Origin of the sequence: Pandoraea sp. PE-S2T-3 (assembly GCF_002179965.1) — a bacterium.
In the GTDB taxonomy this organism is placed as follows: domain Bacteria; phylum Pseudomonadota; class Gammaproteobacteria; order Burkholderiales; family Burkholderiaceae; genus Pandoraea.
In genome coordinates this window covers 349,784-375,982 of record NZ_NGUQ01000015.1, presented here as the reverse complement: position 1 = coordinate 375,982, position 26,199 = coordinate 349,784, and the positions used below count along the sequence as shown (strand labels likewise).

Sequence of the window (26,199 nt, the reverse complement as noted above, 5' to 3'; positions counted from 1 at the left end):
ACGCTTACGTCAGCGCTTGCCCAACACCGCCGGCGACCACTTCGCCCACGCCGCGACGAAAATCGTACCCATGGAAATGCCGAGCGCGGCACCGGCGAGCGCGTCGCTCGTCCAGTGGTAGGCCGACGCGATCTGCCCGAAGCCGGTCGCGGCGACGGCCAGTGCACATGGCAGGCGAAGCGCGCGGTGACGCAGCGCGACGACCGTCGCGAAGGCGAGCATGACCGTCAGGTGGCCGGACGGGAACGAGGCATACGCCACGCCATCGCCACCAAACAGCCGGAATTGGAACACACCGTCATGCAGATACGACGGGTTGTTGTGTGTCCATGTGTCGGGCCACGTGCGGCCGAACAGGCGCTTCAGCCCCTGCTTTGCGACGCTGGCCACGCCCACGGCGCCCCCCGCCAGCCACAGCGTGATGAGCCAGTCGGGCAACGTGCGGCGCCACATCAGTGCGGCGCCCAGCACGACAAACACCGGCCAGCCCGCCACGAACAGCGGCGAGGGCAGTTCGGCCATGTGCTGCATCCAGCGCGTGCCTTGCGTGTGCAGATGCGCGAATTCGACGATGGGGCGGTCAAGCCATGGAATGGCAACGAGCGCCAGCAGCAGGCAGCCGAACGCGCTGAGCCAGGCGGCGCGCAGGCAGAGGCGAGGCGTGACCGGCGGTGAGGCAGGGGAGGCGGGGGTGGCGTGGCCGGGGGTGAATTCAGTCATGACGCAGGTTCGGGTAAATCGGGCGGTAATGCAACTTCCGGGCGCAAGCCTGAGGCAGCGGCGTGGCGATTTGATGACGATCAGTGCGCGCGCGTTGCGCTCGGGACATTGTTCTGGCGCAAGGAATGGAAAGATTTTTTGCGAGATTGATGCCCATCGTCCTACAATCGTCCCCTGCATGGCGCGGGCCATGAGAGGCCGTGACGCAGGTCGTCCGGTGCCATCGTTTTCGTGTGAGTAGTTCGCCAGTCAAAACAAAATCAATAACGCATGCGGGGGCAGCAGTGATTCGGGGATTCAACAGCATCATCGACCGTCTGGCGCGGGACTTCTGGCGCGCCGCGCATACGCGCGAGCAGCAACACGCCCAGTCGCAAATGCGAAGTCTGGCGGAAGTCCGTGCCGTCGATCAGGCCCAGCGCGCCTTTGACGACGCACCGGCCGCCGACGCCGTGGCGCGAGAGCGGCTGCATCTGGCCCTGCGCCAAGCCGAGGCCACCGCCGAGGGCGCCCGCGCCAAATTCGAAGTGGCACGGCTGGAGCGCCTGCTGGCCGACGGACTCACGCGCGACTTGCGCATCCCGCCTGCCGACCTGCGCGCGCGCAACACGCCCCCGGTCCTCGACACTCGCCATCTGCCGAAGATTCTTGCCAAGCCCGAATGGGAAACGTTCGCGCCGGAGAAACCCGGCCGGCTCTCGCTCGCCATGCCCGGCGCGTCGGCACGTTACGAACAGGCGGTGTCGAAGGCGCGCAGCGAGTTCATACACGCCGAGCGCGAATACGAGGGCTCGAAGATCCGCCGTACGCAGGGCTCGATGATTCTGCAAATCGCGCAGCAAAAGGCTACCGAGGCCGCGCGGGCCGAAGCGTCGCTCCACAATGCCGCCGTTGCCGATTTCGAAGGTGCACTGTTGCGCGGCGAGGCGGCGGCCGTGACCGGCTACGCGCGCATTGTGCTTAGCCGCAGTCCGTATCCCGAGGCGTTTCAACAGACGCTCGCGGCGCACTATGTCGAGAATCACAAGCTGCTCGCCATCGGCTACGACGTGCCCACGCTCGACGCTGCCGTGCCGATCGCACTCGACTATCGTTACGACAGCATCGAGAAGGCGCTTCAGGGCGTGCCGGCCGGCGACGCACTGCGTGCGCAGGTGTACGCCAGTGCGTTGCGCCAGATCCTGCTTCGTTCGCTGTACGAGTTGTTCGCGGCCGACCCGCTGCGCCACGTCAATGCCATCGTCTTCAACATCTATGTCAACGCGGGCGACGAGCGTCTTTGCCTGGCGAGTGCGCACGTATCACGCGCAGATTTCGCTGCGCTCGTGTTGACCGAGGGCGACGCGGCCACGCATCTGACGACGCTTGGTGCACGCGTGTCGGCACGTCCTGAGGCGTTGCAGGCCGTCACGCCGGTGGCCGGTGTCGATATGACGCAAGCGGTCACCGATGCAGACGTCGCCGTCGATCGCCGTTTCAATCTGATGACGCTGTCGGACAAGGACTTCACTCAAGTGATGTTCCATCTGCTGCGCTCTCACGGCTTTGAAGGGCCGCCGTTGCTGCCTGCTGAAGACGGCATGCTGGCTTGCCGCGCGTGGGACCCGCACCCGATTTTCGGCGGTGATGTGGTGGTGCATATCCGCCGCGATACCCCCCAGTTGGGGATGGGCGCCGCGCGCGCCATGCTGGCGGAAATGCAGCAGATCGGTGCCGCGCGAGGGATGCTGATTACGACGGGGGAATTCGAAGACGGTGTGGCGGAGTTTGCCCGCGACCGTCGTATCGAACTGCTCGGCGGTCAGCATCTCGTCTTCCAGTTGAAGGAAAACGCAGGCGTCGATGCGAGCGTGGTGGCGCCGGAATCTGCCGGTGCGACCGGGGCCGCCACGGCGTCGGTGTAAGCGAGACGCCTGATCGGCGCGACAAACTCCCGCGCTGAGCGAGGATGTGCGAGATCGTCGGCGAAAGACCGGCCTGCTATAGTGGGCCGGACTTTCCCACGTCAAAGCCATTAGGCCATTACGGAGGTTGGTATGTCGCGACGCACGAAACGACTTTCAGTCCTGAGCACGATGGGCGCCATGGGCACGGCCCTTGTGCTGGCACTCGGCGCGCCCACGCTGGCACACGCACAACTCGATGCCCTGAAGAACGCCATCGGCGGCGGAAATTCCGGTGGGTCCAATTCGGGCGGTCTGGCCGGCAGTCTGGGCGGACTCGGCTCGGCGAGCTCGATGACGTCGGGCAGCATCGGCAACGCGACCGGCGTGTTGCAGTTCTGCATCAAGAACAACTACCTCAACGGCGGCAACCTGAGTTCGGCGACAGACGTCAAGGACAAGCTGCTTGGCAAGATCGGCACGCAGTCAGGCTCTGCGGCGGCCAGCCCGGGCTATCTCGATGGTGCCAAGGGGCTGCTGTCCTCGCCAGACGGCAAAACCGTCGATCTGAACGGCGGCGGGCTCAAGGAGCAACTCACGCGTCAGGTCTGCGACAAGGTGCTCGATCAGGCGAAGTCGTTCCTCTGACCGCGCAGCGGCTGACGGGTAACGGGTAACGGCTCATGGCTGGCGTCTGATGGACGCCGGACCTCATCTCCTCACGGCGGGTGTCATTGAAATGGATGCCCGCCGCGTCTTGCCCACCGCTCGGTGGTACCAAAAAATTCATCGAATTTGGGTCTTTGCGATGGGCCACGCCCGGGCGTACGCTAAGCGTTATTCCCACCCCACTGCCTGAGTCCGGAGTCATCGATGTATTTACCCGCCGCATTTGCCGACGATCGTCCCGAGGCCATGCACGACCTGATTCGTGCCAATCCGCTTGGCCTGCTCGTGAGCGCCGGTGCGCTTGGGCTGGTGGCCGATCCGATTCCGTTTTTGATCTATCCCGATGAAGGCGAGTTCGGCACGCTGCGTGCCCATCTGGCGCGCGCCAATCCGCATGGCCCGACGTTAAACGACGTCGATGATTGTCTGGTGGCATTCACCGGTGCACAGGCCTACATCACGCCATCGTGGTACGCGGCCAAGGCCGAGCATGGCAAGGTGGTGCCAACGTGGAACTACGCCGCCGTGCATGTCTGGGGCAAGCCACGGTTGATTGACGACGCCGCGTGGGTCCGCCGGTTGGTCGGCGATCTCACGACGTCGCAGGAGCAGGGCAGGCCTGCGCCGTGGGCGGTGGAAGATGCGCCGGCCGACTTCATCGACGGCATGCTGCGTGCGATTGTCGGCGTGGAAATTCCGATTCGTCGCATCGAAGGCAAATTCAAGGCGACGCAAAACCGGGCCATGGCAGACCGCGTTGGCGTGGTCGACGGGCTTCGCGCTCAAGGGCCGTTGAGCGAGCCGATGGCGACCCTCGTCGCGCAGCGTGGCGACGTGCCGAAGACGTGATAGCGCGAGCGTCCGGCCGGACGCTCCGCCATCGCGAAAGTAACGAAAGGAAACAATTTCGCGGGTTTCAGACAGGTTTGCCGTCCGTGTCCCCGCATACAATGCGGCATCCCGACTCAGGTGCCGCGATGAAAACATTGCTCGCCATGCTTGCGCTGTTGCTCTGCCTCTTCCTGCTGGAGCAGGGGGACGTGCCGAGCGCGCAAGCCGACGAGTGCGGCAATCTCGCACCGGCCCAGACACTGCAATGCGCCGCCTATGGCGTGGGAAACGTGTCCCCCGAATAGCGTTCCTCCGATACAATCGCACCCCCAAGTCTTACCGTAAGCAGTGCGATGAAGCAGTCTGAACGGACGGCCACCGCAGTGCGCGCAACTCGCTTGCGCGCGATGGCCCGGCAATTGGCAATACTCGCAGTCAGCCCTCTTTTTGCGATCTCCGGCAGTGCATTTGCCGCGACGACCGCCTGCGGCGATCACTACTTTTCGGGCACCGCACCCGATATCACCAACGCATCGATGACGCGGGCGGCACGTGAAGTGTGCTTCAGTGCGTTCGGTGTGATGCACTCTGGCGTCACGCGTACGCCGCTCTGGTCGGCCGAACATCTCACGCGCGATCGGTTGGCCGACGCGCGCGAAATGACTCGCGTCAACAATTTCCACGCCGAATCGAATTTGCCCGCCAGCGAGCGCGCCGAATTGCGCGATTACCGTAGCTCGGGCTACGACCGGGGGCACATGGCGCCGTCGGCGGATATGCCCGATGCGCGTGCGCAATCCGAGAGTTTCTCGCTGTCGAACATGGTGCCGCAGAACAGCGAGAACAATCGCTATCTCTGGGCAGGCATCGAGTCGAGTGTTCGGACGTTGGCAAAAGACCGCGGCGAGTTGTTCGTGATCACGGGGCCGCTCTACAAAGGGCAATCGGTCACGCAAATCGGTAACCGGGTGATGGTGCCCACGCAGCTCTATAAGGTGGTCTACGACCCGAAGCGGCGACAGGCCGGTGCCTACCTTGTCGCCAACGAAGCAACCGGCGACTATTCGGTAGTGAGCGTGGCAGAGCTGGAGAAGTTGGCGGGTATCGACTTCTTTCCCGGCATGCCGACCTCGGTGAAGGCCACCGCAATGCGCTTGCCGACACCCAAGGCTGCGGGCGGCGGCAAACGCAAGCGTGACCCCGAGGTGCCTTCGTACCGAGAAGTGCAGACGGTGCTCGATTTTCTGCGCACGATCATTCGCTAACCGATGTTTCCCCCGACACAGGAGTCTTCGATGACCGCTTCGTCCCCGGCCAGCACGACCTTTCAACCGTTCGCCAACGACGCCGATGCGCTCTCGCTCGGTGAGCTCAATGTCGAGAACCATACGGACAACGTTGCCATCTTTGGAAGTCTGACGATTCGCCGCGATGCCGAAGGGCTGCGCCAAGCGCAGGCGCTGAAGGCGGTGCTCGATGCCGTGGTGGGCGCGCTGTCGGCCGGCAAGCTGCCGGAACATGCCGAGCCCGTCGCCGACGTCCCCTCGCGCCAGGTGAAGAATCCCTTCGCAGACTGATCGCTCCGGATTTACCCGGTGTTGATGCTTTATTCAAACATTTGATGTTGCGGCGCACTAAGTGATTCGGTTCAGCGGATCACCTGCCGCAACGGCCGCCTCGCCTCGAAATTCATCGTGCGGCATCGCGCGTGTCGCGATGACCGTGCGCACCCCCGTCATTTCTCGTCGTTCCCCCATTCATGCGGGTTGCGCGACAACTTGTCGCACCTGCGACAAAGTGTCGCATTGACACTCTTGGTCAAAAATCCGGTTTCGCGTCATTCGATCGTTTTTCAGTGAGGTCTTTTTTCGTCTCGAAAATCGTTCGAAGCGGGCGGTTTTCTTGTGGCGACGCAACACCGATAAGGGGTTTACGACTTTCTTGCGAAGCGCATACTAGCCCTGCGTCCCGTCGATTCCGATATCAGGGAGTCGGTGATGGGAAAGGCCACGAGCACTAAACAACGCGAGGTTACTTATGCACATCCGTTGGAAAAAAGTGTATTCGAGTGGATGGGGTTCGGTTCATCACATTCAACCCCGTTCGAACCGCAGCGCCATTGAGCGCGAGCAACTCTTTCAACGCCTTCTGGCGGTAGCGATCGCCTGTAGTGTCGGCGGATTCGTTCTCCTGTCAATTGGTGCGGCCTTCCTAGGGCGCTAAAGTCCCCTATCTTCCTTTCGCGCGCGGCACCGCCTTCCGACGGCTTGCCGCGCATCGTTGCATTCCCCTTCTGATTTGAGCGCACCCGCTCCCGCAGGCGGCTTGACTGCGCCTGCCACTTCCAACGGATCAAAGCGAACGCCCGTGCCGTTTTGAAACGTTTTGTTACAGATGTTTGAAGTGTCGAAGGGGTTGAATCACGCTGGTCCCGCCAAATCGTAAAAAATCCATTGGAAACAATCGCAATGCCGCGTGAAGCACGTTTTCACTCATCGTGATAAACGTCGGCTGACGTCGTTTTGGCGCGGCATCCTGTAAGTTGACGCTATTGCAATTCCCCAAGAATAGTGACATCTTGAAGCGACGTCGGGATGTAGGAATTCAAGGTAGTTGGCTCTGAGGATTTGTCCGAATTGCCTTGCGTCTCTAAATTTTCGATAAAGAAGAAAAGAAAAGCATTGCGGGCCGGTTTGTTTGATTTGTGAGGTGCGCCATGGAAATTCGCTGGGAAAAGTTGTATTCGGGCGGATTGGGTCGTTTTTACGACACTTCGGAATCGAGCCGCCGCCGGGCACGGCGAGCGCAGTTGGCGTGGTTCGGCATCGCCATTTCGGTCGCTGTCGCGGTGGGCGCTGTTGCCATCGCGTGGCGCTGGATCTGATGCCTGCCGGCCGTTTTCACCACATTCGGACTACAGGGATGCTGGCGTTGCTCGCCGCCATGGCGGGCGCGTCGGCGTATGCGCAGCAACTTCAGCCACTTCAGCCAGCCCCGCCGCCGCCCGTCATGCCGATGGCTGCCGAGCCGCTCGACGCCGCCGGACAAGCCTGTGGCAACATTCGCGCACTGCCCGCCGACGTGACCAATTACCGCTACGAGGTGACGAACCGCTGCCAGCGGCCCATTACCTTTAGCTGGCGTTGCAACAGTGCCGACACCGAGCACTCGCTCGACGCGGCAGGTCAGGGCACCCAACTCGCCACCTGCGTGAAGGCCACGGGTGCCGCCGGGGAGATCATCTTCCACTTCGGCCCGCCGGGAACCGGCAACTGACCGGCCGACCGGTCGCCACAGTTGTCCGGAATGGCTATCATGACGCCATGCCGCTCGCTCGCGAGCGACGCTGACTGCACCGGCGCACGTGCGCACCCGAGACACTCGATCCGCCAAGGACACCCTTCGAGGACCCCCCATGAACGACTCCGTCACCTCGACCCAGCCGTCGCTCGACACGGCCGCTTTGCGTGAATTCGTCGAACGCAAGTGGAACGACGAAATCCTGCACGCACTCACCGATTACATCGCCGTACCTGCCAAGAGCCCGGGCTTCGATGCCGACTGGGCGCGCAACGGCTACATCGACCGCGTCGTGCGCGATGCCGCCCAATGGGCCGAACGTCAGCCCGTGAAGGGGCTCAAGCTCGAAGTGATTCGTCTGGAAGGCCGCACGCCGGTGATCTTCTTCGAAGCACCGGCTACGCGCTCGGGCAGCGATGAGACCATCGTGCTCTACGGTCACCTGGACAAGCAGCCGGAATTCGATGGCTGGCGCAAAGACCTTGGCCCGTGGACACCCAAATTTGAAGACGGCAAGCTCTACGGCCGTGGCGGGGCGGATGACGGTTACGCCATCTATGCCAGCGTGACGGCGCTCGCCGCGCTCGATGCGCAAGGTGTGGAGCGTCCGCGCTGCGTCGGCTTGATCGAGACGTGCGAAGAGTCGGGCAGCTATGACTTGCTGCCGTATGTCGACGCATTGCGCGATCGGCTGGGCAAGGTAAGTTTGGTCGTCTGTCTGGATTCTGGCGCTGGTAACTACGACCAGTTGTGGCTGACCACGTCGCTGCGCGGTCTGATCTCGGGCAGTCTGGAAGTGCAGGTGCTCGACGAAGGCATTCACTCGGGCGGCTATGGCGGTATCGCCCCGTCGAGCTTTCGCATCATGCGTCAGCTTTTCGAGCGGCTCGAAGACGCGGGCACCGGCAATGTGCTGCCCAAGGGCTTTCACAGCCCGATCCCGCTGCAACGCCTGAAAGAGGCCGAAGCGACCGCGGCGATTCTCGGCGACGACGTCTGGAAGAAAATGCCGTGGGCCTGCGGTCAGGACGGCCTGTCGGTGCTGCCGACCACCACCGATCCGAAGGAAGCGCTGTTGAATTCGACGTGGCGCCCGTCGTTGTCGGTGACCGGGGCGGCGGGTCTGCCGGCACTGGCTGACGCGGGCAATGTGCTGCGCCCGCGCACGGCGTTCAAGCTGTCGCTGCGCCTGCCGCCGCTGATCGATGCCGCGCAGGCGGTGGCCGAGCTCAAGGCGTTGCTCGAATTCGACCCGCCGTACAACGCGAAGGTGACGTTCAAGTCCGATGCCGGTGCGGCCTCCGGCTGGGATGCGCCGGAAGTGGCACCGTGGCTGTCTTCCGCATTGAACACGGCCTCGCAGCGCCACTACGGCGAGGACGTGGCATTCATCGGGCAGGGCGGCACGATTCCGCTGATGAATACGTTGCAAGCGGGCTTCCCGAGCGCACAGTTCATGGTGTGCGGCGTGCTCGGTCCGAAGTCGAATGCCCACGGTCCGAACGAATTCCTGCACGTGCCCTACGCGAAGAAGCTGACCGCCGCCGTTGCCGAAGTGATTGCGCTGGCGCCGTAACTACGGCGCTTGATCGTAGGGCTCAGAGACGATGCGTTGTCGCTTCGAGCACTTGTACCCCCCGCATGAAGTCATCGATATCCATGGCTTCATGCGGATTGTGCGAACCGTTCGCGTTGCGCACGAACACCATCCCGCTCGGAATACCCGCATTGGCGAAGATCGCGGCGTCGTGACCGGCGCCGCTTGGCACGCGCTCTTGCGGCAGGTCGAGCGCGCGGCAAGCGTCAGTGAGCAGCGATGACACCTGTGCATCCATGATCGCGGGCGCCGACGCCAGCCGCCGGTCGAACACGAATTGCACGCCGCGATCGCGTTCGATGGCGCGGCATTCGGTCCGCATCAACTCATAGAACACATCGAGCGTATCGGCGCTCTGACTGCGTACTTCGAGGCTGAAGTCCACGCGACCCGGAATGCGCGAGATCGCATGCTCTGCGGGATCGGTGCCGACGATGCCTGTCGTCACCACGAGATCGATACCGCGCTCCAGCAGGGCACGCCAATGTTCATCGAGCCGGGTGATGAGATCGGCAACGGCAAACATCGCATCGTGCCGCAGCCAGCGCGGCACCGCGCCCGAGTGACCCGCTTCTCCCACACATGACACACGGTTGTGGCGCACATTGCCGCGAATGCCGGGCACGATGGCCACGGGCATGTCGCGGGCAATCATCACCGGCCCTTGTTCGATGTGCAGTTCCAGCCACGCTTTGGCACGCGACGCATCGAAGAGCATCGCCCCTTCACGAATCGCATCGACATCGGCCCCGGCTTCGGCCATACATTCGGCGAGCGAGCGTCCATGCGTGCGATGCGGCATCGCCAGATCGGCGTCGCTCAGTTTGCCGAACAGCGCGCCGGACCCCATGTAGGCCTTCCCGAACCATGCGCTTTCTTCGCCGCGCAACGCGAGCACGCGCACCGGCGTCGCCGTCGGGCGAGCGCTGCGTTGCTGTTCGACAAGGCATAGCAGGCCCGCAATGATGCCGGCCATGCCGTCGTAGTTGCCGCCTTGCGGTACGGAGTCGAGGTGCGAGCCGATCCATGTGGCAGGCAGCTTGTCCCGCTCACCGGCATCGGCCGGCAGGGAGAAGATCAGGTTGGCCGCGCGATCTCGCGTGACCGTCAGCCCCTGATGACCGGCCCATTCGGTCAGATACGACGCCGCAGCGTTCTCGCCTGCACCATAGCTGTCGCGAGAGACGCCGACACCGTCGTCGCCGAGACGGCGCAGGTCGGTAAAAAGTTGATCGGCCAGCGAGGCCAGCGCGGTAAGACTCATGAGCGTGTTTTCTGCAATGACGAAATCAATGGGGAAGGGGGCAACGCACGCCCCGCAAAACATCACGAGGGCGTGCGTATGGGGTCCCCTGTCACCCGGACTGCTGGGCAAAGCGCAGCCAGCGATCGGTGAGTTGCGCGTCGAGGGCGACGGCCCCCGTGAGCGCAGCCAGCTTGTCGATCTGATGCTGCGCGCAATAGGCGGTAAGGCCGTCGACGATATGCCCCATCGCGGCCGGATCGCGAAACGAAGCCGTACCCACTTGCACGGCCGTGGCGCCCGCGAGCATGAATTCGACGGCGTCATCCGCGGTCTCGATGCCGCCGCAGCCGATGATCGGAATACGCACGGCGCGATGACATTGATGGACGAGCCGAACGGCGAGCGGCTTGATCGCCGGGCCCGACAGGCCACCCATGACGTTGCCGAGTTTGGGGCGGCGCGTGTGCACGTCGATGGCCATGCCGAGCACGGTGTTCCCCATGACGATGGCATCGGCCCCGGCATCCTCCGCGGCCCGCGCGATCTGGGCAATCTGCCCGGCATTCGGCGTGAGCTTGACCCAGAGCGGATGCTTCGTGCGCCGCCGAATGGCGCTCACCGCTTTGTAGGTGGTCTCGGGCAGCATGGCAAAGGCCATGCCGTCCGCTTCGAGATTGGGGCACGAGATGTTGGCTTCGATGGCCGCGACCTCAGGCAGCGACAACCGCTCGCAGGCCTCGGCGAACGACTCGGCGGTATCGGCCGAGACAGACACCACGACAGGCGTGTCGAATTGCGTGTACGGCGGCAGAACGTCGCGCAGATAGGCGTCGAGCCCCTTGCTCGGAATGCCGATGGAGTTGAGCATGCCGGCGGGTGTCTCGGCCACGCGCGGCGTCGGGTTCCCCGCGCGGGTGGCGGGCGACACGCTCTTGATCACCAGCGCGCCGAGTCGATTGAGATCGAGTGCCTCGCGGTACTCGATGGCGAAGCAGCCTGACGCTGGCATCACCGGGTTGCGCAGCGTGAGCGCGCCGATACGAACGCTCAGATCCGGCACGGCAAGACCGCGTGGGTCAGCGTCCGGCGAGCGCCGTGTTGTCATTTGACGATCAGCCAAAATCCACCTCCCCGATGACATCGCGAATCGGAAACACGGGGCCTTCACGGCACACGCGCAGGAATTGCTTGTCGCCATCGCAATCGAACAGGCGTACGCACGACAGGCAAACGCCCATGCCGCAGGCCATGCGCTGCTCCATCGCCACTTCCGCGACGATCTGCGGGTGTTCGGCCACCACGCGTTGCAACAGCATCAGCAACCGGTGCGAGCCGCAGGTGTAGACGGCGTCGTGCGGGGCGGCGCTGAGCAAGGCGCGCACGCGCGCTTCCACTGCTTCGACGGATGACGAGCCGTCGCTATCGAACACGCAATGCACGTCGGCCAGTTCGCGGGCCATATCGCTGCGCAGGAATTCGTCGCGCATCAGATCGGCTTCGCTGCGTGCCGACATCACCACGGTGAGTCGAATGCCCGCTGCCGCCGCGCGCTGCACGAGCGGTGCCATCGTGGCCAGACCGACGCCGCGCGCCACCACCATCACCCGCCGCCAGCGCGTGTCGAGCGTGAAGGTATTGCCGAGCGGCCCGACGATATCGAGCGATGCGCCTTCCGCCAGCGAGGCGAGCGCACGCGTGCCCACGCCCGTGACGTTGTAGAGAAACTCAATGGTGCCGGGCTCGGGGCCGGTGCCGTAGACGCTCATCGGGCGCAGCAGGAACGGTGCTTCCTGATCGGTCACCGGACACTTGAGTTGATAGAACTGGCCGGGGCGCGTGGTGTCGGCAAGCGGCGCGTCGGCGTGCAGACGCAGATAACGATAGCGGGCATTCACAGCGCGATGGGTCACCACGCGGCAGCGATGTGTCGCGACCGTGGGCGAGTGGCAGGGTGCGTCTTGAATCATTCGAGGTCGGTGCCCTTGAGTTCGGGAATCAGAAAGCGCGTGGCGATCATGTCAAGCACATAGAGGCTCGCGAGCAATGCGATGGCGATCTGGAAGGAGTAGCGCACGGCGAGTGCGCCGACGACGAGGGGTCCCAGGCCGCCGATGGCGCGGCCGATGTTCCACAACACGTTTTGTGCGGTGGCGCGGGCGGCGGTCGGATAGGCCTCGGACATGAGCGTGCCGTAGCCGCCGACCATGCCGTTCACGAACATGCCCATGAGCGCGCCGGCAAACAGCATGACGGTCGGGTCGGTCAGTTGCGCGTAGACGAGCACCATCACGACGGCACCTGCCTGATAAATAAGGAATGTGGGGCGTCGCCCGATACGGTCGGCGAGTTGGCCAAACGCCCACACGCCGAACATCATTCCGACGACCGTGGCGGCGGTCCACAACCCCGACTTCGTCAGCGAGAAACCGAGCTTCTGCGAGAGGAAGGTCGGCAGCCAGATCATGATCCCGTAGTAACCGAAGTTCTGGACCGAGCACAGAATCACGATGCCCAGACTGACGCGCGTGGTTTGGGCGTCTTTCACGAGCAGGCGGAACGCATTCGATCGGTTTGCCCCGGTATTGCCCGTACGGCGCACGAACACTTCCGGCTCGTGCAGCTTGTTGCGAAGTACCCAAGCAACGAGCGCCGGCAGCACGCCGACGAGGAACATGCCGCGCCAGCCGATATGGATCAGCAGCATTGGCGTGAGCAGGGCGGCAGCGAGCACGCCGGTCTGCCAGCCGAGCGCTACATACGACGACACGCGGGCGCGTTTGGCGGCAGGCCATGCTTCGGCGGCCAGTGCCATGCCGATGCCGAACTCGCCGCCAAGGCCGATGCCGGCGATGGTGCGATAGGCCAACAAGTCCCAGAAGCCCTGAGCAAACGCACACAATCCCGTGAAGACGGCAAAGAGCAGGATCGTCCACGTCAGCATGCGCACGCGTCCATAGCGATCGGAGAGCGCGCCGAACAGGATGCCGCCGGCGACTGCGCCGATGAGTGTCCATGTGACCAGCGCGCCCGCCTGTCCGGGCGTGAGCGACAGCCCGGCCGTGATCGCCGGCAGCATGAAGCCGAGAATCAACAGGTCGAACCCGTCCATCGCATAACCGATGGCGGACCCGGCGAGCGCTTTCCATGCGTAGGGCGTCACGGTGTCGGACGGCGCAGCAGCAGTGCGCTGCGAACCCGGGGTATTCAGGTTGACTTCCATGGTCGTGTCCTGTGGGGCGGCGAGTGATCGAATGAACGAATGGACGAGTCCCGAAGCTGTGCCGCCGCAGTGATCGTCGAAAATTGTCTAAATATTTAGACGAGCAAGATAAAAAAATCGGCGGACAGTCCGATGACCCTGTCAGTAGCGGGCCATCCGATCACGCCACGGTACCGCGCCCGGGTCAGGCATCGCGCACCGTGCGCCATCGGTAGGTGGCCCGAATGTTCAGACATAAACGTCGGTCGTGAACTGTGCGGCAAAATCGTTGAGCGTGGCGAGAAAGCTGGCATCCGACGACTCGGCCGCATCACGCAGCTTCGTCGCATAGGCCTTGCTGCGGGCGAGAAACAGGTGAAAGGTTTCGCCGTTCGTCGCAATACCGGACTGGCGTTCCGTAAATGCCTGCGCAGACTGGGCGAGCAAGAGCAGCGCAGCCGATTCGCGGGTGGCGGTGCGCGACGCGTTCAGGCAGCGTGCGGCAAAGTCTTCGATGTCGGACAGGCCGACGGTGTCGCGCTGCAACCAGGCACAAGCGAGCTTCAAATCCATCACATGCTCCATTTGTCTAAATATTTAGACTAAACGAACCCAAAGGGTCAGGCAAGGCGAAAATTATTGGGTGAAACCCTGATACAGAGGGCGCCGCGACGGCACAAATGGTGGCGTGCACCGTCGCGGATGAGGGCGCGCGAGGCGCCCCCCGGCAAGACTCAGAACTTCATTCGCAAGCCGGCGCCGTACGTCTGGCCGGTCGACAAGTCGCTCATGTGGTCGTACTTGTACGCGGCGTAGATGTCGGTGCGCTTGGAGAGCGGGTAGTCGTAGCCGAGAGCCCAAGTGGTGCGGCGCTGGTTGTCGCCCGAGCCGTTCGAGCCGGTGAAGGCAACCGAGGCGAGCACGCTGCCGCGACCGAGCGGCACCGAGGCGCCCAACTGCCCGGTGTTGCTATGGAAGTTGCCGCTGGCCGCCTGACTGGCGACGAGCATGTATTGCGCAAACAGCTTCACGACGGTGAAGTCGTACGAGAGGCCGAGCTGCGCGGTGTTCTGGTTCGTCAGTCCCGTCACGCCCGGCAGTTGGGTGCCGAAGTCACCCGGGGCGTTGCTGAAGTTCACGTACTGATAGTTCAGGGCCATACCGAACGGGCCGTTGCCATAGGTCACGGCAGCGCCCCACTTCTTGGCGCTGTGGTCCGTCGCGCTGTTGCCGGTCGCGTAGATGAGCGTGCCCGCCAGACCGGCATAGCCCGGCGACGTGTACGCAATGGCGTTGTTCCACGCCGAGTCGCCCACCACGCCTTGCGTCCCCAGACCCTTGTAGGTGTGGAAGATCATCGGCGAGAACGTGTACGAGTTGTTGAACGGGTTGAACTGAATCGTCGCCAGATACAGCGGCGTGGTGATGCGCCCGAGCCGCAGCGTGCCGGCGGTGGTGTTCGACAGGCCGACGTAGGCGTTGCGCGAGAAGAAGCTGTCGCCGGAGAAGCGGCCGTAGGTGCCGTTGTTCGGCTGGAAATAGCTCTCGAGCACGAACAGCGCGCTGTTGCCGCCGCCGAGGTCTTCGGTGCCGGCCATGCCCCAGTACGACGTGGTCATGCCGCCGCCTTGCTGCACCGTGGCCGCCTGGCCGCCGGGGTTCTTCACCGAGCCGACGTAAGCGTCGGCCAGACCGTAGAAGCTCACACTCGATTGCGCATGGGCAGTCGTCGCGAGTGCGGCCGCGCCCAATGCGGCGGCGCCAGCCACCTTCGCTACCTTTGCCACCTTGTGCCAGGTTTTCATCATTCCCTCTTTTATGTGTACAAATTTCTGGACGGCGCGCAGGCTATCACTGCCGGCTCGCCCGGTCATCCCCAAAATTGCGCTGGACGTCGATCCCTACCGGCCATTCCCGTGGTGTGGGGCAGACCTGCACGGCATCGTGCCGATGTCTAAAAAAATAGACAATCGGAAAAATATTGGCGTGGCGGCGATGTCACGGTGGCTTGGCGAGGGGGCAACGACGGTGCGATGAAAGTGAGCGGGTCCCGGGCGTCACGGGGGGGGAGTGCGTCGGTATAATCCCGGCACGATATTGCGAGGGCGTGAGATGACGTCGTGCGCCGTCGACACAGCAGATGTAGCGCCCTGAAGCGGCGCGGCATGACGAGGCATTCCAACAGGGGGAGATTTGAACCGAACCGCGACGACATCCCGGGCGCCGAGAGGCGCGCGTTTCAACTTCCGGGCCATTGGCGAGCGCTTGCGCGCCTACCGGTTGGCCGCCGAACTGCGCAGCGAAGACGTTGCCGAGCGGCTCGATATTTCGCGCGCGGCCATCTACAAGCTCGAACGCGGCGAGATCGTGAAGATCGATACGCTGGAGCGGCTCGCGGCGTTGTTGGGCGTGTCGCTGGCGAACCTGCTGGGCGTCGAGGTCGAGTATCACGATTCGGCGGTGAGCTACTTCGAGCGCATGCGCCAGTTGGAAGGCCGTTCGGAGCGCATCGTCGCGCATTTCGACCCGATCTCGTTTCTGCTGACGTCGAGCGACTACGACGTGTGGCTGCGTCACATGCTCGAAGAGAGCATTCCCCCGCGTCTGTCCGACAAGCACTGGGCAACGACGATCGATCGTGTGCTGGGCATTCTGCAAGAGCGCAAGGCGAGTTTTTCGCGCCATCGTCTGGCCGTCACAAGCCTGATCGGGCTGCGCCAGATCGAGCAGTTTCTGCACCACGGTCTCGTGGGGCGGCTTGGGCTGCCACCGGGCGTGCAGTTGGAACGCAAGATGGCAGCGCGCCGCGAAGTGACACGCATCATCGAGTTTCTCGAGGCGGACACGTCGGGCGTGCAGATCGGTATCGTGAGCGACAACATGCCCAACGAGTCCTTCCAGATCTTCGAGGCGGAAGGGGAGGCGTATGTCGCGGTGTCGCCGTTCCGTCTGGGCGAACTGCCGAACCTGCGTACCGGCATCGCCACCATCACGACCTCGCCCGATGGCGTGGGCATGTACCGGGCGATGATCGACCGCTTGTGGGCAGACTCCGCTAAAGGCAAGGAAGGCGCGGCCTTGTTGGGACAATTGCTGGCGCGTTTCTGAACGCGCACTTCTGAGCGCACACCCCGCGCGGCGCATTCCTGCGCCGCCATCTTCGTACCGCAAAACCCCGGGTGCTGTCGAAATACAAAAGTCCGCGTTCGCGGACGATATCCCGCACTTGAGAAGACATTTAGTCTGCCGTGCCATGAAGACCGTCCGGTCGGATGACAAGGAGACTAATTTCATGAGTGAGCATGCATTGGGTGTCGGGGCACCCCGCGGATCAACACCGGTTCTCATCAGGCACGTAACGAGGCCGTTCGATGACGCCGGATCATTGGCCGGTGATATTGCCGCCGTGGGACAAGCGCCGCCAAAGCTTGCGGGTAAAGCGTGGGTGAAATACCCCGAGCGCACTTATCGAACCCCGGACGGAGACGTCTGCGTGTCTTTTGGCGAGTGGGCCAAACAGCGCGAGGGGCAGGAGAAAGTGGCGCAGGGCATCAAGGCGGACGCTTCGATGCCGGACGCGATACGTAACACCCTTGGTACGTGGAACGAGAATTTCGTAGGGTACGAGCGCGCCGTGCTGATGTCCGAGTTTTCGCGTTACCGGACCTTGTTACGCGCGGGCAAGGACGAACTCGTACACACGACGCATTTGCGCGCATTCGGCGTGGATTCGCATATCAAGCAACTGGGGGCGATCAGTGCGTTGGACGATGCCGTCAATGCTGCCGAAGCCCTCGTGAAGGGCGCGGACGACGCACCCGATGGTGTCACGTGGGCAGAAACCCGGCAGCATTTGTCAGACCTGCGGGACAAGGCGCTCGATACGACTGAAATCTCACTGCGCAGTCGACTGGCGCTACTGGATCGCGAGCTCGCCGAGGTCAAGGTATTGAATGAATTGACCACTGTCGCGCAACGAGAACGCTTGACCGGTGGCGAGCGCGTGCCGTTGCGATTGGCGAGGCGTGGCGACCGGTATGTGCTGAAGCCAGCGGCGACGCGCTCTGTCTTCGCGAGCAAGCAAAGGCGAGCCCGTATCGAGGCCGCGAGTCTCTCGTTATTGCTCGGCCTCCCGGCGTCGACCGCCATCACATTGGACGGGCTGCGCGATCGCGGATTCGGCTGCCAGGAAAACACTTTCCTGCTTGCCGACGCGCCGATTTACGAAGGGGACGGCGATGGCCGGCAATGGGTGCTGGCCCGTGCGCGCGATCTCATGTACTGGAAGGACGAAGCGACGAGACTTCTGGCGGTCGTGGACGATGTGCGCGCCGGGAGATGCGCCGTCGATGTCCCCTGCATGGTGCCGGACGACGCGAAGATCGACGACACGCCAGCCGTGACCTTCGAGGCGCGGCCTGAGGAACAACCGGAGGTGCTGCCAAGGCTTGCCGCAGGGCTGCACGTGCGGCGATGGAGTACGGATGGCAATGAAGCGCCGCGTACGGAACAGGGACGCATCACGCCGTTGCATCGCGCCGTCGTGCAGGTGCACCAGGCAAGTAGCGAGGGCACAGTAGCGTATGGGACGGACGTCGATACGGACGAGGAAGGCGATGTCGAGGCCGACGCGGAATCGGAGATGCCGTCGGACGTCGAGATTGAGATCGAGAGGGCCATTGAGACGGTGATCGAGACGGTTGTTGAGACCACCGACAACGCGGATGCCGGAGACCCCCCGCGGGGAGAGGTTGACACGACGCAGGGCGCCGACATGGATGTTCCGCCACCACTCCCCAAAAGTCCGCCACCGCCCCGTTACGATCGTTTCGGCCATCTGGTGAATCCACCCCTTTCGAAAGCGCAGCGTGAGAAGCATGAGTGGATTTCGGCGCTGTGCAGGCCGCTTGCCGTGTTTTGGGACACCGAAGGCTCACGAGACAAGGTCATCCAGCATGCCCGCTTGCAGTTAGATCTGTCTTCGGGGCGGCCGCCTGCCATTGCCGGCCGGTGCTGCCGTATCGCCTCGAATCTGATATCGGCCAAGACGGATCCATTCGCGACGAGGAGCGAGGCGCGCCGCGCTGACTTCGAGCGCTTGCTCGACGTGGTCGATGCGGGCTATGCGCTCAGCGAAAAGGTGATCCATACGATCGTGAGCCGCGTCGACCTCCTGAACGAATGGGTTGACGGTTTCGAGCAAGGGCCCGTTCAGAAACGTGTTCGGGACATGGCGACAGAGACGTTGTGGCGCGACTTCGGTGTGGCGTTGTTCGAGGACCTGGATCGATGCCGGACGCCTGATGATCTGTCCGGCTGCCTGCTGAAAGCCGCCGAGTGTATCGATCCTGTCGATATTGCCTACCAGTCGCTGGTCGTGCCGACATCGAAGCCCGGCGCACGCGACGCATTGACCGGTCGGCAGCGCTTGCCGGGCGAGGCGGGGACCTGATCATGGCTTCCCTTAGGCAATGACCTCTTGCGGGGCGTCTGCGCAACTGACGCCCCGTTTTCCAAAATCGCTCCCCGAGTATCGACATAGCCTTGCGTGAGGTGGCGAGCCCGTCGGCTCGCCCGCGTGGAGTTGTTCGATATGAGTAACGGCATGAGAGGCATACCGGGGACCGGCTTGCCGGTGAGTGTGACGAGTCCGGCGGCAGGCAGCGCGATGCCACACGGCGGCCATTGCCGAGCGGCAGTCGGCCCAGCATTCAAGGAGAGTTTCCGTGCGGCAAATTTGGTGCCGAGCGCCGGTCCGATCTCAACGTCGTTACCTACGCAGACCATTCACGCAGACGGCGGGTCGTCGGTCCAGCAACGAAAGCTGGGGGTGGACGTCGCGCTTGGCGATATGTCTAGGCAAACCACTCGGCGTCTCCGCTTTGCCGACGAGATTCTGGGGAGTCACGGCAACTATCCGCGGGCCTCACCGTGTTCCGTCTCTTGGGCGTTGGCTGTGAGACAGCATGCGACGGATAGCGCCCCGTGGGTCAGACCGCCGCTGGCGGGCACTTCGGCGCCGTCGGATCGGCCTGGAAAGATGATGGTCAACCCCGCGTCGATCGGTGTCGACGGGCTCGACAGGCAGGTGGAGGAAATCTGCCGCTTTTTCTCCGATAACCGGGGCGCACCGCGAGTGACTGGCATCGAACCTCATCGCAAATCCTCCCTGTGTCTTGCCGGAGAGATGTCCAGATACACCCGCCAGGCGTTGGTCGACGCCGCTCAGGAGATTGCCGCGCAGATCACCGCACTCAGGGGCGTGCAGGCGTCGTTTCAGCATCGTCCTGCGGCATGCGGCGACGAGACGCCGCTGCGCATCGTCAGAAAGGCGGCGGACTATTTTCTGAAGCCCGCGGTGAGCCACTCATTACTTTCCATCAAGCAGAAAGCGGCTCGCGCGCAGGCGCAACATCTGGCCGTGCTGGTCGGACTGCCGGCGGATGCGCCTGTGACGTTCCGGCGCTTGAGCGAGCTGGGTTTTGGCCAGACCGATGCCGAGCCCGGCACCCTCTCTGCTGCCGGGGGCACGGGCGGATCCCGTTTTTCCGACGACCGGCTTTCGATTCTCAGGGAGCGGCGAGACCAGATCGATGGGCTCATCCGAGTGCTCGACAGCCTCACCGCAAAGCGTTCGCCATCCGTGCAACGTCGCACGAAGCCGGATGTGGTACTTACGGGCTACACGACGAGACACGATATCCGGCGTGACGAATTTCTCGATGACTTCACTGGCGCATTGGCCAACCCATCGGCTTCTGTACGGCAGGGCAACGCCCTCGGACTCAATATCACCCTGCGGGCGTGGGACCGTTCTTGAGAGACGGCTGCATGGGGGATGTCACCGGCGAGTTCAATGTCCTCCAGCGCTCAAAAAACGCGCGCCCTCTGCGGCGCGCGTTCTCATTTTCACGACACGCTGTCGCGTCGATGCGCCGCATGTTTTGCGATTCAAAACAGATCGCGCGTGCGTAATAGTAAATATTTTAATTATTTGCAAGCCTTTCCAATCAATATGTTGCGCGTTTTGCGCAATAGTCTCTTGCTTTGCCATGTACGTAGCTTGTGGGTAGAATGACCCGCGTCATATGCGCTACGCGAGGTGAATAGCCTGTCAGGTTTTCCTCACGCATGGCGAGCTATCGCTTGACTGTCATGCGTGATTCGTCCCCACAAAAACGGAGAATTCCATGTCACAGGACAAGGAACCGCGCCGGCGCTTCTTGCGTCAGGTGCTGGCGATCGTGCCCGCCACGACGCTTGTCACCGGTGCGACGCTCACACAGTCCGCCTGTAGCAGCGATAAGCCTGCTACGCCCGCCGCTTCGAACACCCCCTACGAGCCCAAGTACTTCACCGCCGACGAGTGGCGCTTTGTCAGTGCTGCGGTCGACCGTCTGATTCCCGCCGACGAACTCGGTCCGGGCGCCTTGCAAGCCGATGTCCCCCGGTTCATCGACGGCCAGATGGAAACGCCGTTCGGCCACGGCAAGCTTTGGTACATGCAGGGGCCGTTCCATACCGATCAACCGCCCGAGTTGGGTTATCAACTGAGCCTGGCGCCGCGCGACATCTATCGTCACGGCATTGCGGCTTGCGATGCGTACTGCAAGAAGCAGTACAACAAAGCATTTGCCGATCTGGACCACGCCACGCAAGAGACGGTGCTTGGCGACATGGAGCACGCCAAGGTCGAGTTCGACAGCGTGCCCGCGCGCACCTTCTTCTCTTACCTGCTGGCCAACACCAAGGAAGGCTTTCTGGCCGACCCGATTCACGGCGGCAACAAAGACATGGTGGGCTGGAAGCTCGTGGGCTTTCCGGGGGCACGTGCCGACTTCATGGACTGGGTCGACCAACCGAACGTCAAGTACCCGTACGGGCCTGTGTCGATTTCCGGAAAGCGGGGTTAAGTCATGGCGATCAAGAAAGATAAGGTCGACGCCGTCATCGTGGGCTTCGGCTGGACCGGGGCGATTCTCGGTCAGGAGCTTACCGACGCCGGCTTGAACGTTGTCGCGCTGGAGCGTGGCGCGATGCGCGACACGCCCACCGATGCGCAGTACCCCAAGGTCATCGACGAACTCGAATACTCGGTGCGCGGCAAGCTCTTTCAGGAGCTGGCGCGTGAGACCGTGACGATTCGCCATGCGCCGGACGATCTGGCCGTGCCGTATCGCCAGAACGGCTCGTTTCTGCTGGGCAATGGCGTGGGCGGTGCGGGCTTCCACTGGAACGGTATGCACTACCGCGCGCTGCCCGAAGAGCTGAAGCTGCGCAGTCACTACGAAGAACGCTACGGCAAGAAGTTCATCCCCGAGGGCATGACGATTCAGGACTTCGGCGTGAGCTATGAAGAACTTGAGCCGCATTTCGACTTCGCCGAGAAAGTGTTCGGCACGTCGGGCAAGGCGGGCAATCTGAACGGCAAGATCGTGCCGGGCGGCAACCCGCGCGAAGGGGCGCGCTCCAGCGAGTTTCCGACGCCGCCGCTGCAAAACACCTACGGCGCCACGCTCTTTGAAAAGGCGGCGAAAGAGGTCGGCTTCAACCCGTATCCGGCGCCGGCGGCCAATACATCAGAGCCCTACACCAATCCGTACGGGGTGCGTCTCGGCCCGTGCAACTTCTGCGGGTTCTGCGAGAACTACGGCTGCTACATGTATTCGAAGGCCTCGCCGCAGACGACCATTCTGCCGGTGTTGCTCAAAAAGCCGAATTTCGAATTGCGCACGCATTCGTACGTCACCAAGGTCAATCTCGACAGCGACGGCAAGAAGGCCACGGGTGTGACGTATATCGACGCGCAGGGCCGCGAGGTCGAGCAGCCGGCCGATATCGTGATCATGGCCGCGTACCAGATGCACAACGTGCGCCTGCTGTTGCTCTCGGGCATCGGCAAGCCGTACGACCCGAAGACGGGCGAGGGTGTGGTCGGCAAGAACTACGCGTACCAGATGAACGGTGCGGTCAACGTGCTGCTGCCCAAGGGCACGCAGTTGAATCCGTTTGTCGGCACGGGTGCGGGCGGGGTGTCGATGGACGACCTGAACGGCGACCAGTTCGATCACGGGCCACTCGGTTTCCTCGGTGGCGCGAGCATTCGTCACATCCGCTACGGCGGGCGTCCGATCAAGATGACACCGACCGTGCCGGGCACGCCGTCATGGGGCAGCAAGTGGAAGGCGGGTATCGCCGATGCTTATCAGCGCTACATGACCATCGGTATCTCGGGCTCGGTCATGTCGTATCAGGACGCCTTCCTCGATCTCGATCCGACGTACAAGGACGCCTACGGTATTCCGCTGCTGCGCATGACGTTCGACTGGCATGACAACGAATACAACATGCTCGGCTACATGGGCGACCGCATGGAAGAGGTCGGCCGTGCGATGAACCCCGAGAAGGTGTTCCGCGCCATCCGCAAGAAGGGCAGTCATTACGACACGCGCGTTTATCAGAGCACGCACACGACGGGCGGCGCCATCATGGGCACGAACCCGTCGAACAGCGTGGTCAACCGGTATCTGCAAAGCTGGGACGTGTCGAACGTGTTCGTGATGGGGGCTTCGGCCTTCCCACAGAACATGGGCTACAACCCGACAGGCGTGGTGGCGGCGCTGGCGTACTGGTCCGCGAAGGCGATTCGCGAACAGTACCTCAAGAACGCCGGCCCGCTGGTGCAGGCCTGAGGAGAGCGACCATGATCCGAAAATCAATGCTCAAGCGCTCCGCTCTGGTTCTGGCCGCAGGCTCACTGACCCTCGGCGCACTGGTGGCACTCGACGCATGGGCGCAAGAGGCGGCGGCGCCTGCTGTGACACGGGTTCCGACGCCGGGCCCGGTTGCCGTGGTGGAGCAGACACCTGCTGCCAATGATCCGCAGGCGCAACTCATCAAGCAAGGTGAGTATCTGGCGCGCGTGGGCGATTGTGCGGCGTGTCACACGGCACCCAAGGGCAAGCCGTTCGCGGGCGGTCTGCCGATTGCGTCGCCCATCGGCACGATCTATTCGACCAACATCACGCCGGACAAGGACACCGGCATCGGCAATTACAGTCTCGAAGACTTCGACAAGGCCGTGCGTCACGGCATTGCGAAGAACGGCTCGACGCTGTATCCGGCCATGCCGTACACGTCGTACGCAAAGGTGCGTCCGGCGGACGTGAAGGCGCTCTACGCGTACTTCATGTCGGGCGTGCAGCCGGTGGCGCAGGCGAACAAGGCGACCGATATTCCGTGGCCGATGTCGATGCGCTGGCCGTTGTCGTTCTGGCGCAAGATGTTTGCGCCGGCCGTGGTGGCGGATGCCGCGTCGACCGATAACGACCCGATTTCACGCGGCCGTTATCTCGTCGAAGGGCTGGGCCATTGCAGCGCATGTCACACCCCGCGTGGTGTCGCGTTGCAGGAGAAGGCACTGACCGATGACGGCACCGCCTTCCTCTCGGGTGGCGTGGTCGATAACTTCCTCGCGAAGAACTTGCGGGGCGACGTGACCGACGGTCTGGGCAACTGGAGCGAAGGCGATATCACGGCGTTCCTCAAGGGCGGGCGTAACGATCATTCCGCAGCATTCGGCGGCATGACCGATGTGGTGCAGCACAGTGCGCAGTACATGAGCGACGACGACCTGACGGCGATTGCAAAGTACCTGAAGACGTTGAAACCCGTCGACCCGAACGCCAAGGCACTCGCGTATGACGAGACAGCGGCCAAGGCGCTGCGTGCCGGGTCTGACAAGAGCAACGGGGCGTTGACGTTCATCGACAACTGCGCGGCCTGCCACCGCAGCACCGGTAAGGGCTACACGCAGACCTTCCCGACGCTGGCGCTCAGTTCGACGGTGAATTCGGCGGATCCGACATCGCTCATTCATATCGTGCTGCGCGGTGCCGAAATGCCGTGGACGAAGTCGGCGCCGACGCACTACGCGATGCCGGGCTTCGACGATCGTCTGACCGATCAGGACGTGGCCGATGTGCTGACGTTCGTGCGTACGAGCTGGGGCAACACGGCACCCGCCGTGACGGCCGCTCAGGTCGCGAAGGTGCGCAAGGACGTGGGCGCGGCACCGCAGCCTGCACGGTGATGGTGTGATGGTGTAATGGTGCTTGCCCTCGCGGGCAAGCGCCATGCGCCTGTGGTGAAATGGAGCCCTGCCGGGCGGCGCTGCCGGCAGGGCTTTTTTATCGCGCTATCGATCGCGTGGAATGCAGGAGGTTGTCGTGCCGTTCATTTTGTTGGGACTGGTGGTGCTGGCGGGGATCGTCTACGGGGCGGTGCGGCTCTATGGCGAGGTCGCCATGCGCTTTGGCACGCCGGCGGCGGTCGTGACGATTGCCGTGTGCGTGCTGATCGTCATCTGGCTCGTGGTCGATGCGGTGCGTCGCTATCGGGCGGTGCACGGTGTGCGGCGCAATGGCGAGCGTGTTGTGAGCATCGAGGGCGAGTGGGGCGCACTTCGCCTCGACGCGGATCGCAAGATGGGCACGATTCGTGTGGGCGAGCGCGCATCACGTTTCGTGTTCTCCGATGTGACGTCTGCACATCCGGTGACCGACAACGGCCGGTGGACGCTCGTACTTGAACTCGCCCATAACGCACAGGCGCAGTGGGCGGTACCCATGCCTAACCGCACACTCGCGCAACGCTGGACGAAGATCTTTCGACTGGCGAATTCCCATCGTCTGTAAGTCTCGCCGTTCAGTGCGTTCGTCGCGCGCGGCGGCGCTCGGACATACCGTTCTGACGATCAGCGATTCACGAACTCGCGGATATCGCTCGTCATGCGGGCGGCCTGATTGAAGTACATGCCGTGCGTGCCGCCTTCGTAGACCTTGAGGACGGCCCCCGCAATCGCCTGCGCCGTCGGGCGGCCGGTGACCTCCAGCGGCGCACTCGCGTCGCAATCCCCATGAAGTACCAGCGCCGGAATGTCGAGCGCGGCCATCTCGGGCCGGAAGTCGGTCGACGTTTGCACGCGATTGAGCGCGGCTGCGGCATCCAGCGAAGTACGCAGCATCAGATCTGATGTCCAGCGAATCACTGTGTCCGACGTGCCCGGCGCGAAATAGGGCGCGGCGCGGCGTTCGATCCAGTCGGGAAACGAGGTGAGCATTTCGTCGAGGGATTCGTAGAAGTACTGCGCGTCCACGCCAGTGGGGTTGTCGGCGGTCTTCACAAGATAGGGCGTCGCTGCCGGTGAGACGAAGACGATCCGCGAGACGCGCTGCCTGCCGTGACGCGTGAGATAGCGCACGATTTCTCCGCCCCCGAATGAGTGGCCGACGAGTGTGACATCGGTCAGATCGAGGGCAGTCAACAGGGCATGCAGATCGTCGGCGAGGGTGTCGTAATCGTAGCCGCGCCCGGTGTCCGCCGAGCGTCCGTGTGCGCGACGGTCGTACGCCACGCAGCGAAAGCCGTCACCGGCGAGGGCCGTCATCTGATAGGCCCAGATGTCGCTGGCGAGCGTCCATCCGGAGAGAAACACCACCGGCTTGCCGTGTCCCCAGTCGCGGTAGAAGAGCGCGGTGCCGTCGCTGCCGGCGAGGTAGCCGGAGGCGGTGATCGGCGGCGTGTTGCCGGGGCTCGTCATGCCGGCGTCGTGGTCGGCAGCGAGTTCGCGGGCAGTGAGCGTATTCGAGGACAGCGGCAGGCGGGTCAGCATGATCAGGCTCCACAAGGCCGGGGAATCCGGCAGAAGGTGAAGCCATTGTCTCGGGCGGTGTGCACACGGTCGATTACCTCG

At 63.2% G+C, this 26,199-nt stretch carries 24 protein-coding genes; 16 read left to right on the top strand and 8 right to left on the bottom strand.

What is annotated here, in order from left to right:
* Window positions 1-9 precede the first annotated feature (9 nt).
* Complete coding sequence (locus tag CDV46_RS13900; protein ID WP_176399080.1) at window positions 10-720, bottom strand: phosphatase PAP2 family protein; 711 nt, start codon at window positions 718-720, stop codon at window positions 10-12.
* 284 nt (window positions 721-1,004) lie between these two features.
* On the opposite strand from CDV46_RS13900, the gene CDV46_RS13895 reads away from it, so the two are divergent.
* The 9 genes from CDV46_RS13895 to CDV46_RS13865 all read left to right on the top strand — a co-directional run bounded on the left by CDV46_RS13895 (window position 1,005) and on the right by CDV46_RS13865 (window position 8,979).
* Window positions 1,005-2,624, top strand: coding sequence for a restriction endonuclease (locus CDV46_RS13895; protein WP_087688313.1), 1,620 nt, complete (start codon window positions 1,005-1,007; stop codon window positions 2,622-2,624).
* 171 nt (window positions 2,625-2,795) lie between these two features.
* The gene (locus CDV46_RS13890) at window positions 2,796-3,251 is read left to right on the top strand and encodes a DUF2501 domain-containing protein (RefSeq protein WP_087723065.1); all 456 of its coding nucleotides are present in this window, start codon (window positions 2,796-2,798) and stop codon (window positions 3,249-3,251) included.
* A gap of 225 nt (window positions 3,252-3,476) precedes the next feature.
* A complete protein-coding gene (locus CDV46_RS13885) occupies window positions 3,477-4,121 on the top strand; it encodes an FMN-binding negative transcriptional regulator (RefSeq protein WP_087723063.1) in 645 nt (214 codons plus the stop codon).
* Between the two features lie 128 nt (window positions 4,122-4,249).
* Window positions 4,250-4,408 carry a hypothetical protein gene (locus CDV46_RS27130; RefSeq protein WP_157125821.1) on the top strand — a complete coding sequence of 53 codons (159 nt, stop codon included), beginning with the start codon at window positions 4,250-4,252 and terminating at the stop codon, window positions 4,406-4,408.
* A gap of 48 nt (window positions 4,409-4,456) precedes the next feature.
* On the top strand, window positions 4,457-5,368 hold the full coding sequence (locus CDV46_RS13880; protein ID WP_254916048.1) for a DNA/RNA non-specific endonuclease: 912 nt from the start codon (window positions 4,457-4,459) through the stop codon (window positions 5,366-5,368).
* A gap of 30 nt (window positions 5,369-5,398) precedes the next feature.
* Window positions 5,399-5,680, top strand: coding sequence for a hypothetical protein (locus tag CDV46_RS13875; protein ID WP_087688309.1), 282 nt, complete (start codon window positions 5,399-5,401; stop codon window positions 5,678-5,680).
* Window positions 5,681-6,819: 1,139 nt separating this feature from the next.
* A complete protein-coding gene (locus tag CDV46_RS27125) occupies window positions 6,820-6,987 on the top strand; it encodes a hypothetical protein (RefSeq protein ID WP_157125820.1) in 168 nt (55 codons plus the stop codon).
* A 38-nt stretch (window positions 6,988-7,025) separates the two neighbouring features.
* Window positions 7,026-7,379: a hypothetical protein gene (locus tag CDV46_RS13870; protein ID WP_087723061.1), complete on the top strand. Its 354-nt coding sequence runs from the start codon at window positions 7,026-7,028 to the stop codon at window positions 7,377-7,379.
* 139 nt (window positions 7,380-7,518) lie between these two features.
* Complete coding sequence (locus tag CDV46_RS13865) at window positions 7,519-8,979, top strand: M20 family metallopeptidase (protein WP_087688307.1); 1,461 nt, start codon at window positions 7,519-7,521, stop codon at window positions 8,977-8,979.
* A gap of 22 nt (window positions 8,980-9,001) precedes the next feature.
* Here the strand turns inward: CDV46_RS13865 and CDV46_RS13860 are convergent, their stop codons facing one another.
* From CDV46_RS13860 to CDV46_RS13835, 6 genes are all read right to left on the bottom strand, one after another.
* Window positions 9,002-10,264, bottom strand: coding sequence for a hydantoinase/carbamoylase family amidase (locus CDV46_RS13860; protein WP_087723059.1), 1,263 nt, complete (start codon window positions 10,262-10,264; stop codon window positions 9,002-9,004).
* 91 nt (window positions 10,265-10,355) lie between these two features.
* On the bottom strand, window positions 10,356-11,306 hold the full coding sequence (locus tag CDV46_RS13855; protein WP_087688744.1) for a dihydroorotate dehydrogenase: 951 nt from the start codon (window positions 11,304-11,306) through the stop codon (window positions 10,356-10,358).
* 52 nt (window positions 11,307-11,358) lie between these two features.
* Window positions 11,359-12,213 (bottom strand): dihydroorotate dehydrogenase electron transfer subunit, encoded by an 855-nt coding sequence (locus CDV46_RS13850; protein ID WP_087688305.1) that lies wholly within the window; start codon window positions 12,211-12,213, stop codon window positions 11,359-11,361.
* On the bottom strand, window positions 12,210-13,466 hold the full coding sequence (locus CDV46_RS13845) for an MFS transporter (RefSeq protein WP_087723057.1): 1,257 nt from the start codon (window positions 13,464-13,466) through the stop codon (window positions 12,210-12,212). Before CDV46_RS13845 ends, CDV46_RS13850 begins: the two co-directional genes overlap by 4 nt.
* A 228-nt stretch (window positions 13,467-13,694) precedes the next feature.
* The gene (locus tag CDV46_RS13840; protein WP_087723055.1) at window positions 13,695-14,018 is read right to left on the bottom strand and encodes a hypothetical protein; all 324 of its coding nucleotides are present in this window, start codon (window positions 14,016-14,018) and stop codon (window positions 13,695-13,697) included.
* Between the two features lie 161 nt (window positions 14,019-14,179).
* Window positions 14,180-15,250 carry a porin gene (locus tag CDV46_RS13835; RefSeq protein WP_441339336.1) on the bottom strand — a complete coding sequence of 357 codons (1,071 nt, stop codon included), beginning with the start codon at window positions 15,248-15,250 and terminating at the stop codon, window positions 14,180-14,182.
* Between the two features lie 388 nt (window positions 15,251-15,638).
* On the opposite strand from CDV46_RS13835, the gene CDV46_RS13830 reads away from it, so the two are divergent.
* From CDV46_RS13830 to CDV46_RS13800, 7 genes are all read left to right on the top strand, one after another.
* On the top strand, window positions 15,639-16,553 hold the full coding sequence (locus tag CDV46_RS13830) for a helix-turn-helix domain-containing protein (protein WP_058379501.1): 915 nt from the start codon (window positions 15,639-15,641) through the stop codon (window positions 16,551-16,553).
* Between the two features lie 184 nt (window positions 16,554-16,737).
* Complete coding sequence (locus CDV46_RS13825) at window positions 16,738-18,897, top strand: hypothetical protein (protein ID WP_140413364.1); 2,160 nt, start codon at window positions 16,738-16,740, stop codon at window positions 18,895-18,897.
* Between the two features lie 588 nt (window positions 18,898-19,485).
* Complete coding sequence (locus CDV46_RS13820) at window positions 19,486-20,265, top strand: hypothetical protein (protein ID WP_140413363.1); 780 nt, start codon at window positions 19,486-19,488, stop codon at window positions 20,263-20,265.
* A gap of 370 nt (window positions 20,266-20,635) precedes the next feature.
* Window positions 20,636-21,358: a gluconate 2-dehydrogenase subunit 3 family protein gene (locus CDV46_RS13815; RefSeq protein WP_087688299.1), complete on the top strand. Its 723-nt coding sequence runs from the start codon at window positions 20,636-20,638 to the stop codon at window positions 21,356-21,358.
* Window positions 21,359-21,361: 3 nt separating this feature from the next.
* Window positions 21,362-23,137, top strand: a complete 1,776-nt coding sequence (locus CDV46_RS13810) for a GMC family oxidoreductase (RefSeq protein WP_087688298.1) — start codon at window positions 21,362-21,364, stop codon at window positions 23,135-23,137.
* An 11-nt stretch (window positions 23,138-23,148) separates the two neighbouring features.
* Window positions 23,149-24,537 (top strand): c-type cytochrome, encoded by a 1,389-nt coding sequence (locus CDV46_RS13805; RefSeq protein ID WP_254916047.1) that lies wholly within the window; start codon window positions 23,149-23,151, stop codon window positions 24,535-24,537.
* A gap of 136 nt (window positions 24,538-24,673) precedes the next feature.
* The gene (locus tag CDV46_RS13800; RefSeq protein WP_087723298.1) at window positions 24,674-25,141 is read left to right on the top strand and encodes a hypothetical protein; all 468 of its coding nucleotides are present in this window, start codon (window positions 24,674-24,676) and stop codon (window positions 25,139-25,141) included.
* Window positions 25,142-25,200: 59 nt separating this feature from the next.
* Here CDV46_RS13800 and CDV46_RS13795 read toward each other — a convergent pair whose 3' ends face one another.
* On the bottom strand, window positions 25,201-26,118 hold the full coding sequence (locus CDV46_RS13795; protein ID WP_254916046.1) for an alpha/beta fold hydrolase: 918 nt from the start codon (window positions 26,116-26,118) through the stop codon (window positions 25,201-25,203).
* Window positions 26,119-26,199 lie beyond the last annotated feature (81 nt).

Bases quoted from the DNA above. Each gene is read 5' to 3' on its own strand.
- CDV46_RS13900 (WP_176399080.1), bottom strand. From the start codon at position 720: ATGACTGAATTCACCCCCGGCCACGCCACCCCCGCCTCCCCTGCCTCA.
- CDV46_RS13890 (WP_087723065.1), top strand. From the start codon at position 2,796: ATGGGCGCCATGGGCACGGCCCTTGTGCTGGCACTCGGCGCGCCCACG.
- CDV46_RS13885 (WP_087723063.1), top strand. From the start codon at position 3,477: ATGTATTTACCCGCCGCATTTGCCGACGATCGTCCCGAGGCCATGCAC.
- CDV46_RS27130 (WP_157125821.1), top strand. From the start codon at position 4,250: ATGAAAACATTGCTCGCCATGCTTGCGCTGTTGCTCTGCCTCTTCCTG.
- CDV46_RS13880 (WP_254916048.1), top strand. From the start codon at position 4,457: ATGAAGCAGTCTGAACGGACGGCCACCGCAGTGCGCGCAACTCGCTTG.
- CDV46_RS13875 (WP_087688309.1), top strand. From the start codon at position 5,399: ATGACCGCTTCGTCCCCGGCCAGCACGACCTTTCAACCGTTCGCCAAC.
- CDV46_RS27125 (WP_157125820.1), top strand. From the start codon at position 6,820: ATGGAAATTCGCTGGGAAAAGTTGTATTCGGGCGGATTGGGTCGTTTT.
- CDV46_RS13870 (WP_087723061.1), top strand. From the start codon at position 7,026: ATGCTGGCGTTGCTCGCCGCCATGGCGGGCGCGTCGGCGTATGCGCAG.
- CDV46_RS13865 (WP_087688307.1), top strand. From the start codon at position 7,519: ATGAACGACTCCGTCACCTCGACCCAGCCGTCGCTCGACACGGCCGCT.
- CDV46_RS13860 (WP_087723059.1), bottom strand. From the start codon at position 10,264: ATGAGTCTTACCGCGCTGGCCTCGCTGGCCGATCAACTTTTTACCGAC.
- CDV46_RS13850 (WP_087688305.1), bottom strand. From the start codon at position 12,213: ATGATTCAAGACGCACCCTGCCACTCGCCCACGGTCGCGACACATCGC.
- CDV46_RS13845 (WP_087723057.1), bottom strand. From the start codon at position 13,466: ATGGAAGTCAACCTGAATACCCCGGGTTCGCAGCGCACTGCTGCTGCG.
- CDV46_RS13840 (WP_087723055.1), bottom strand. From the start codon at position 14,018: ATGGATTTGAAGCTCGCTTGTGCCTGGTTGCAGCGCGACACCGTCGGC.
- CDV46_RS13835 (WP_441339336.1), bottom strand. From the start codon at position 15,250: ATGAAAACCTGGCACAAGGTGGCAAAGGTAGCGAAGGTGGCTGGCGCC.
- CDV46_RS13825 (WP_140413364.1), top strand. From the start codon at position 16,738: ATGAGTGAGCATGCATTGGGTGTCGGGGCACCCCGCGGATCAACACCG.
- CDV46_RS13820 (WP_140413363.1), top strand. From the start codon at position 19,486: ATGATGGTCAACCCCGCGTCGATCGGTGTCGACGGGCTCGACAGGCAG.
- CDV46_RS13815 (WP_087688299.1), top strand. From the start codon at position 20,636: ATGTCACAGGACAAGGAACCGCGCCGGCGCTTCTTGCGTCAGGTGCTG.
- CDV46_RS13810 (WP_087688298.1), top strand. From the start codon at position 21,362: ATGGCGATCAAGAAAGATAAGGTCGACGCCGTCATCGTGGGCTTCGGC.
- CDV46_RS13805 (WP_254916047.1), top strand. From the start codon at position 23,149: ATGATCCGAAAATCAATGCTCAAGCGCTCCGCTCTGGTTCTGGCCGCA.
- CDV46_RS13795 (WP_254916046.1), bottom strand. From the start codon at position 26,118: ATGCTGACCCGCCTGCCGCTGTCCTCGAATACGCTCACTGCCCGCGAA.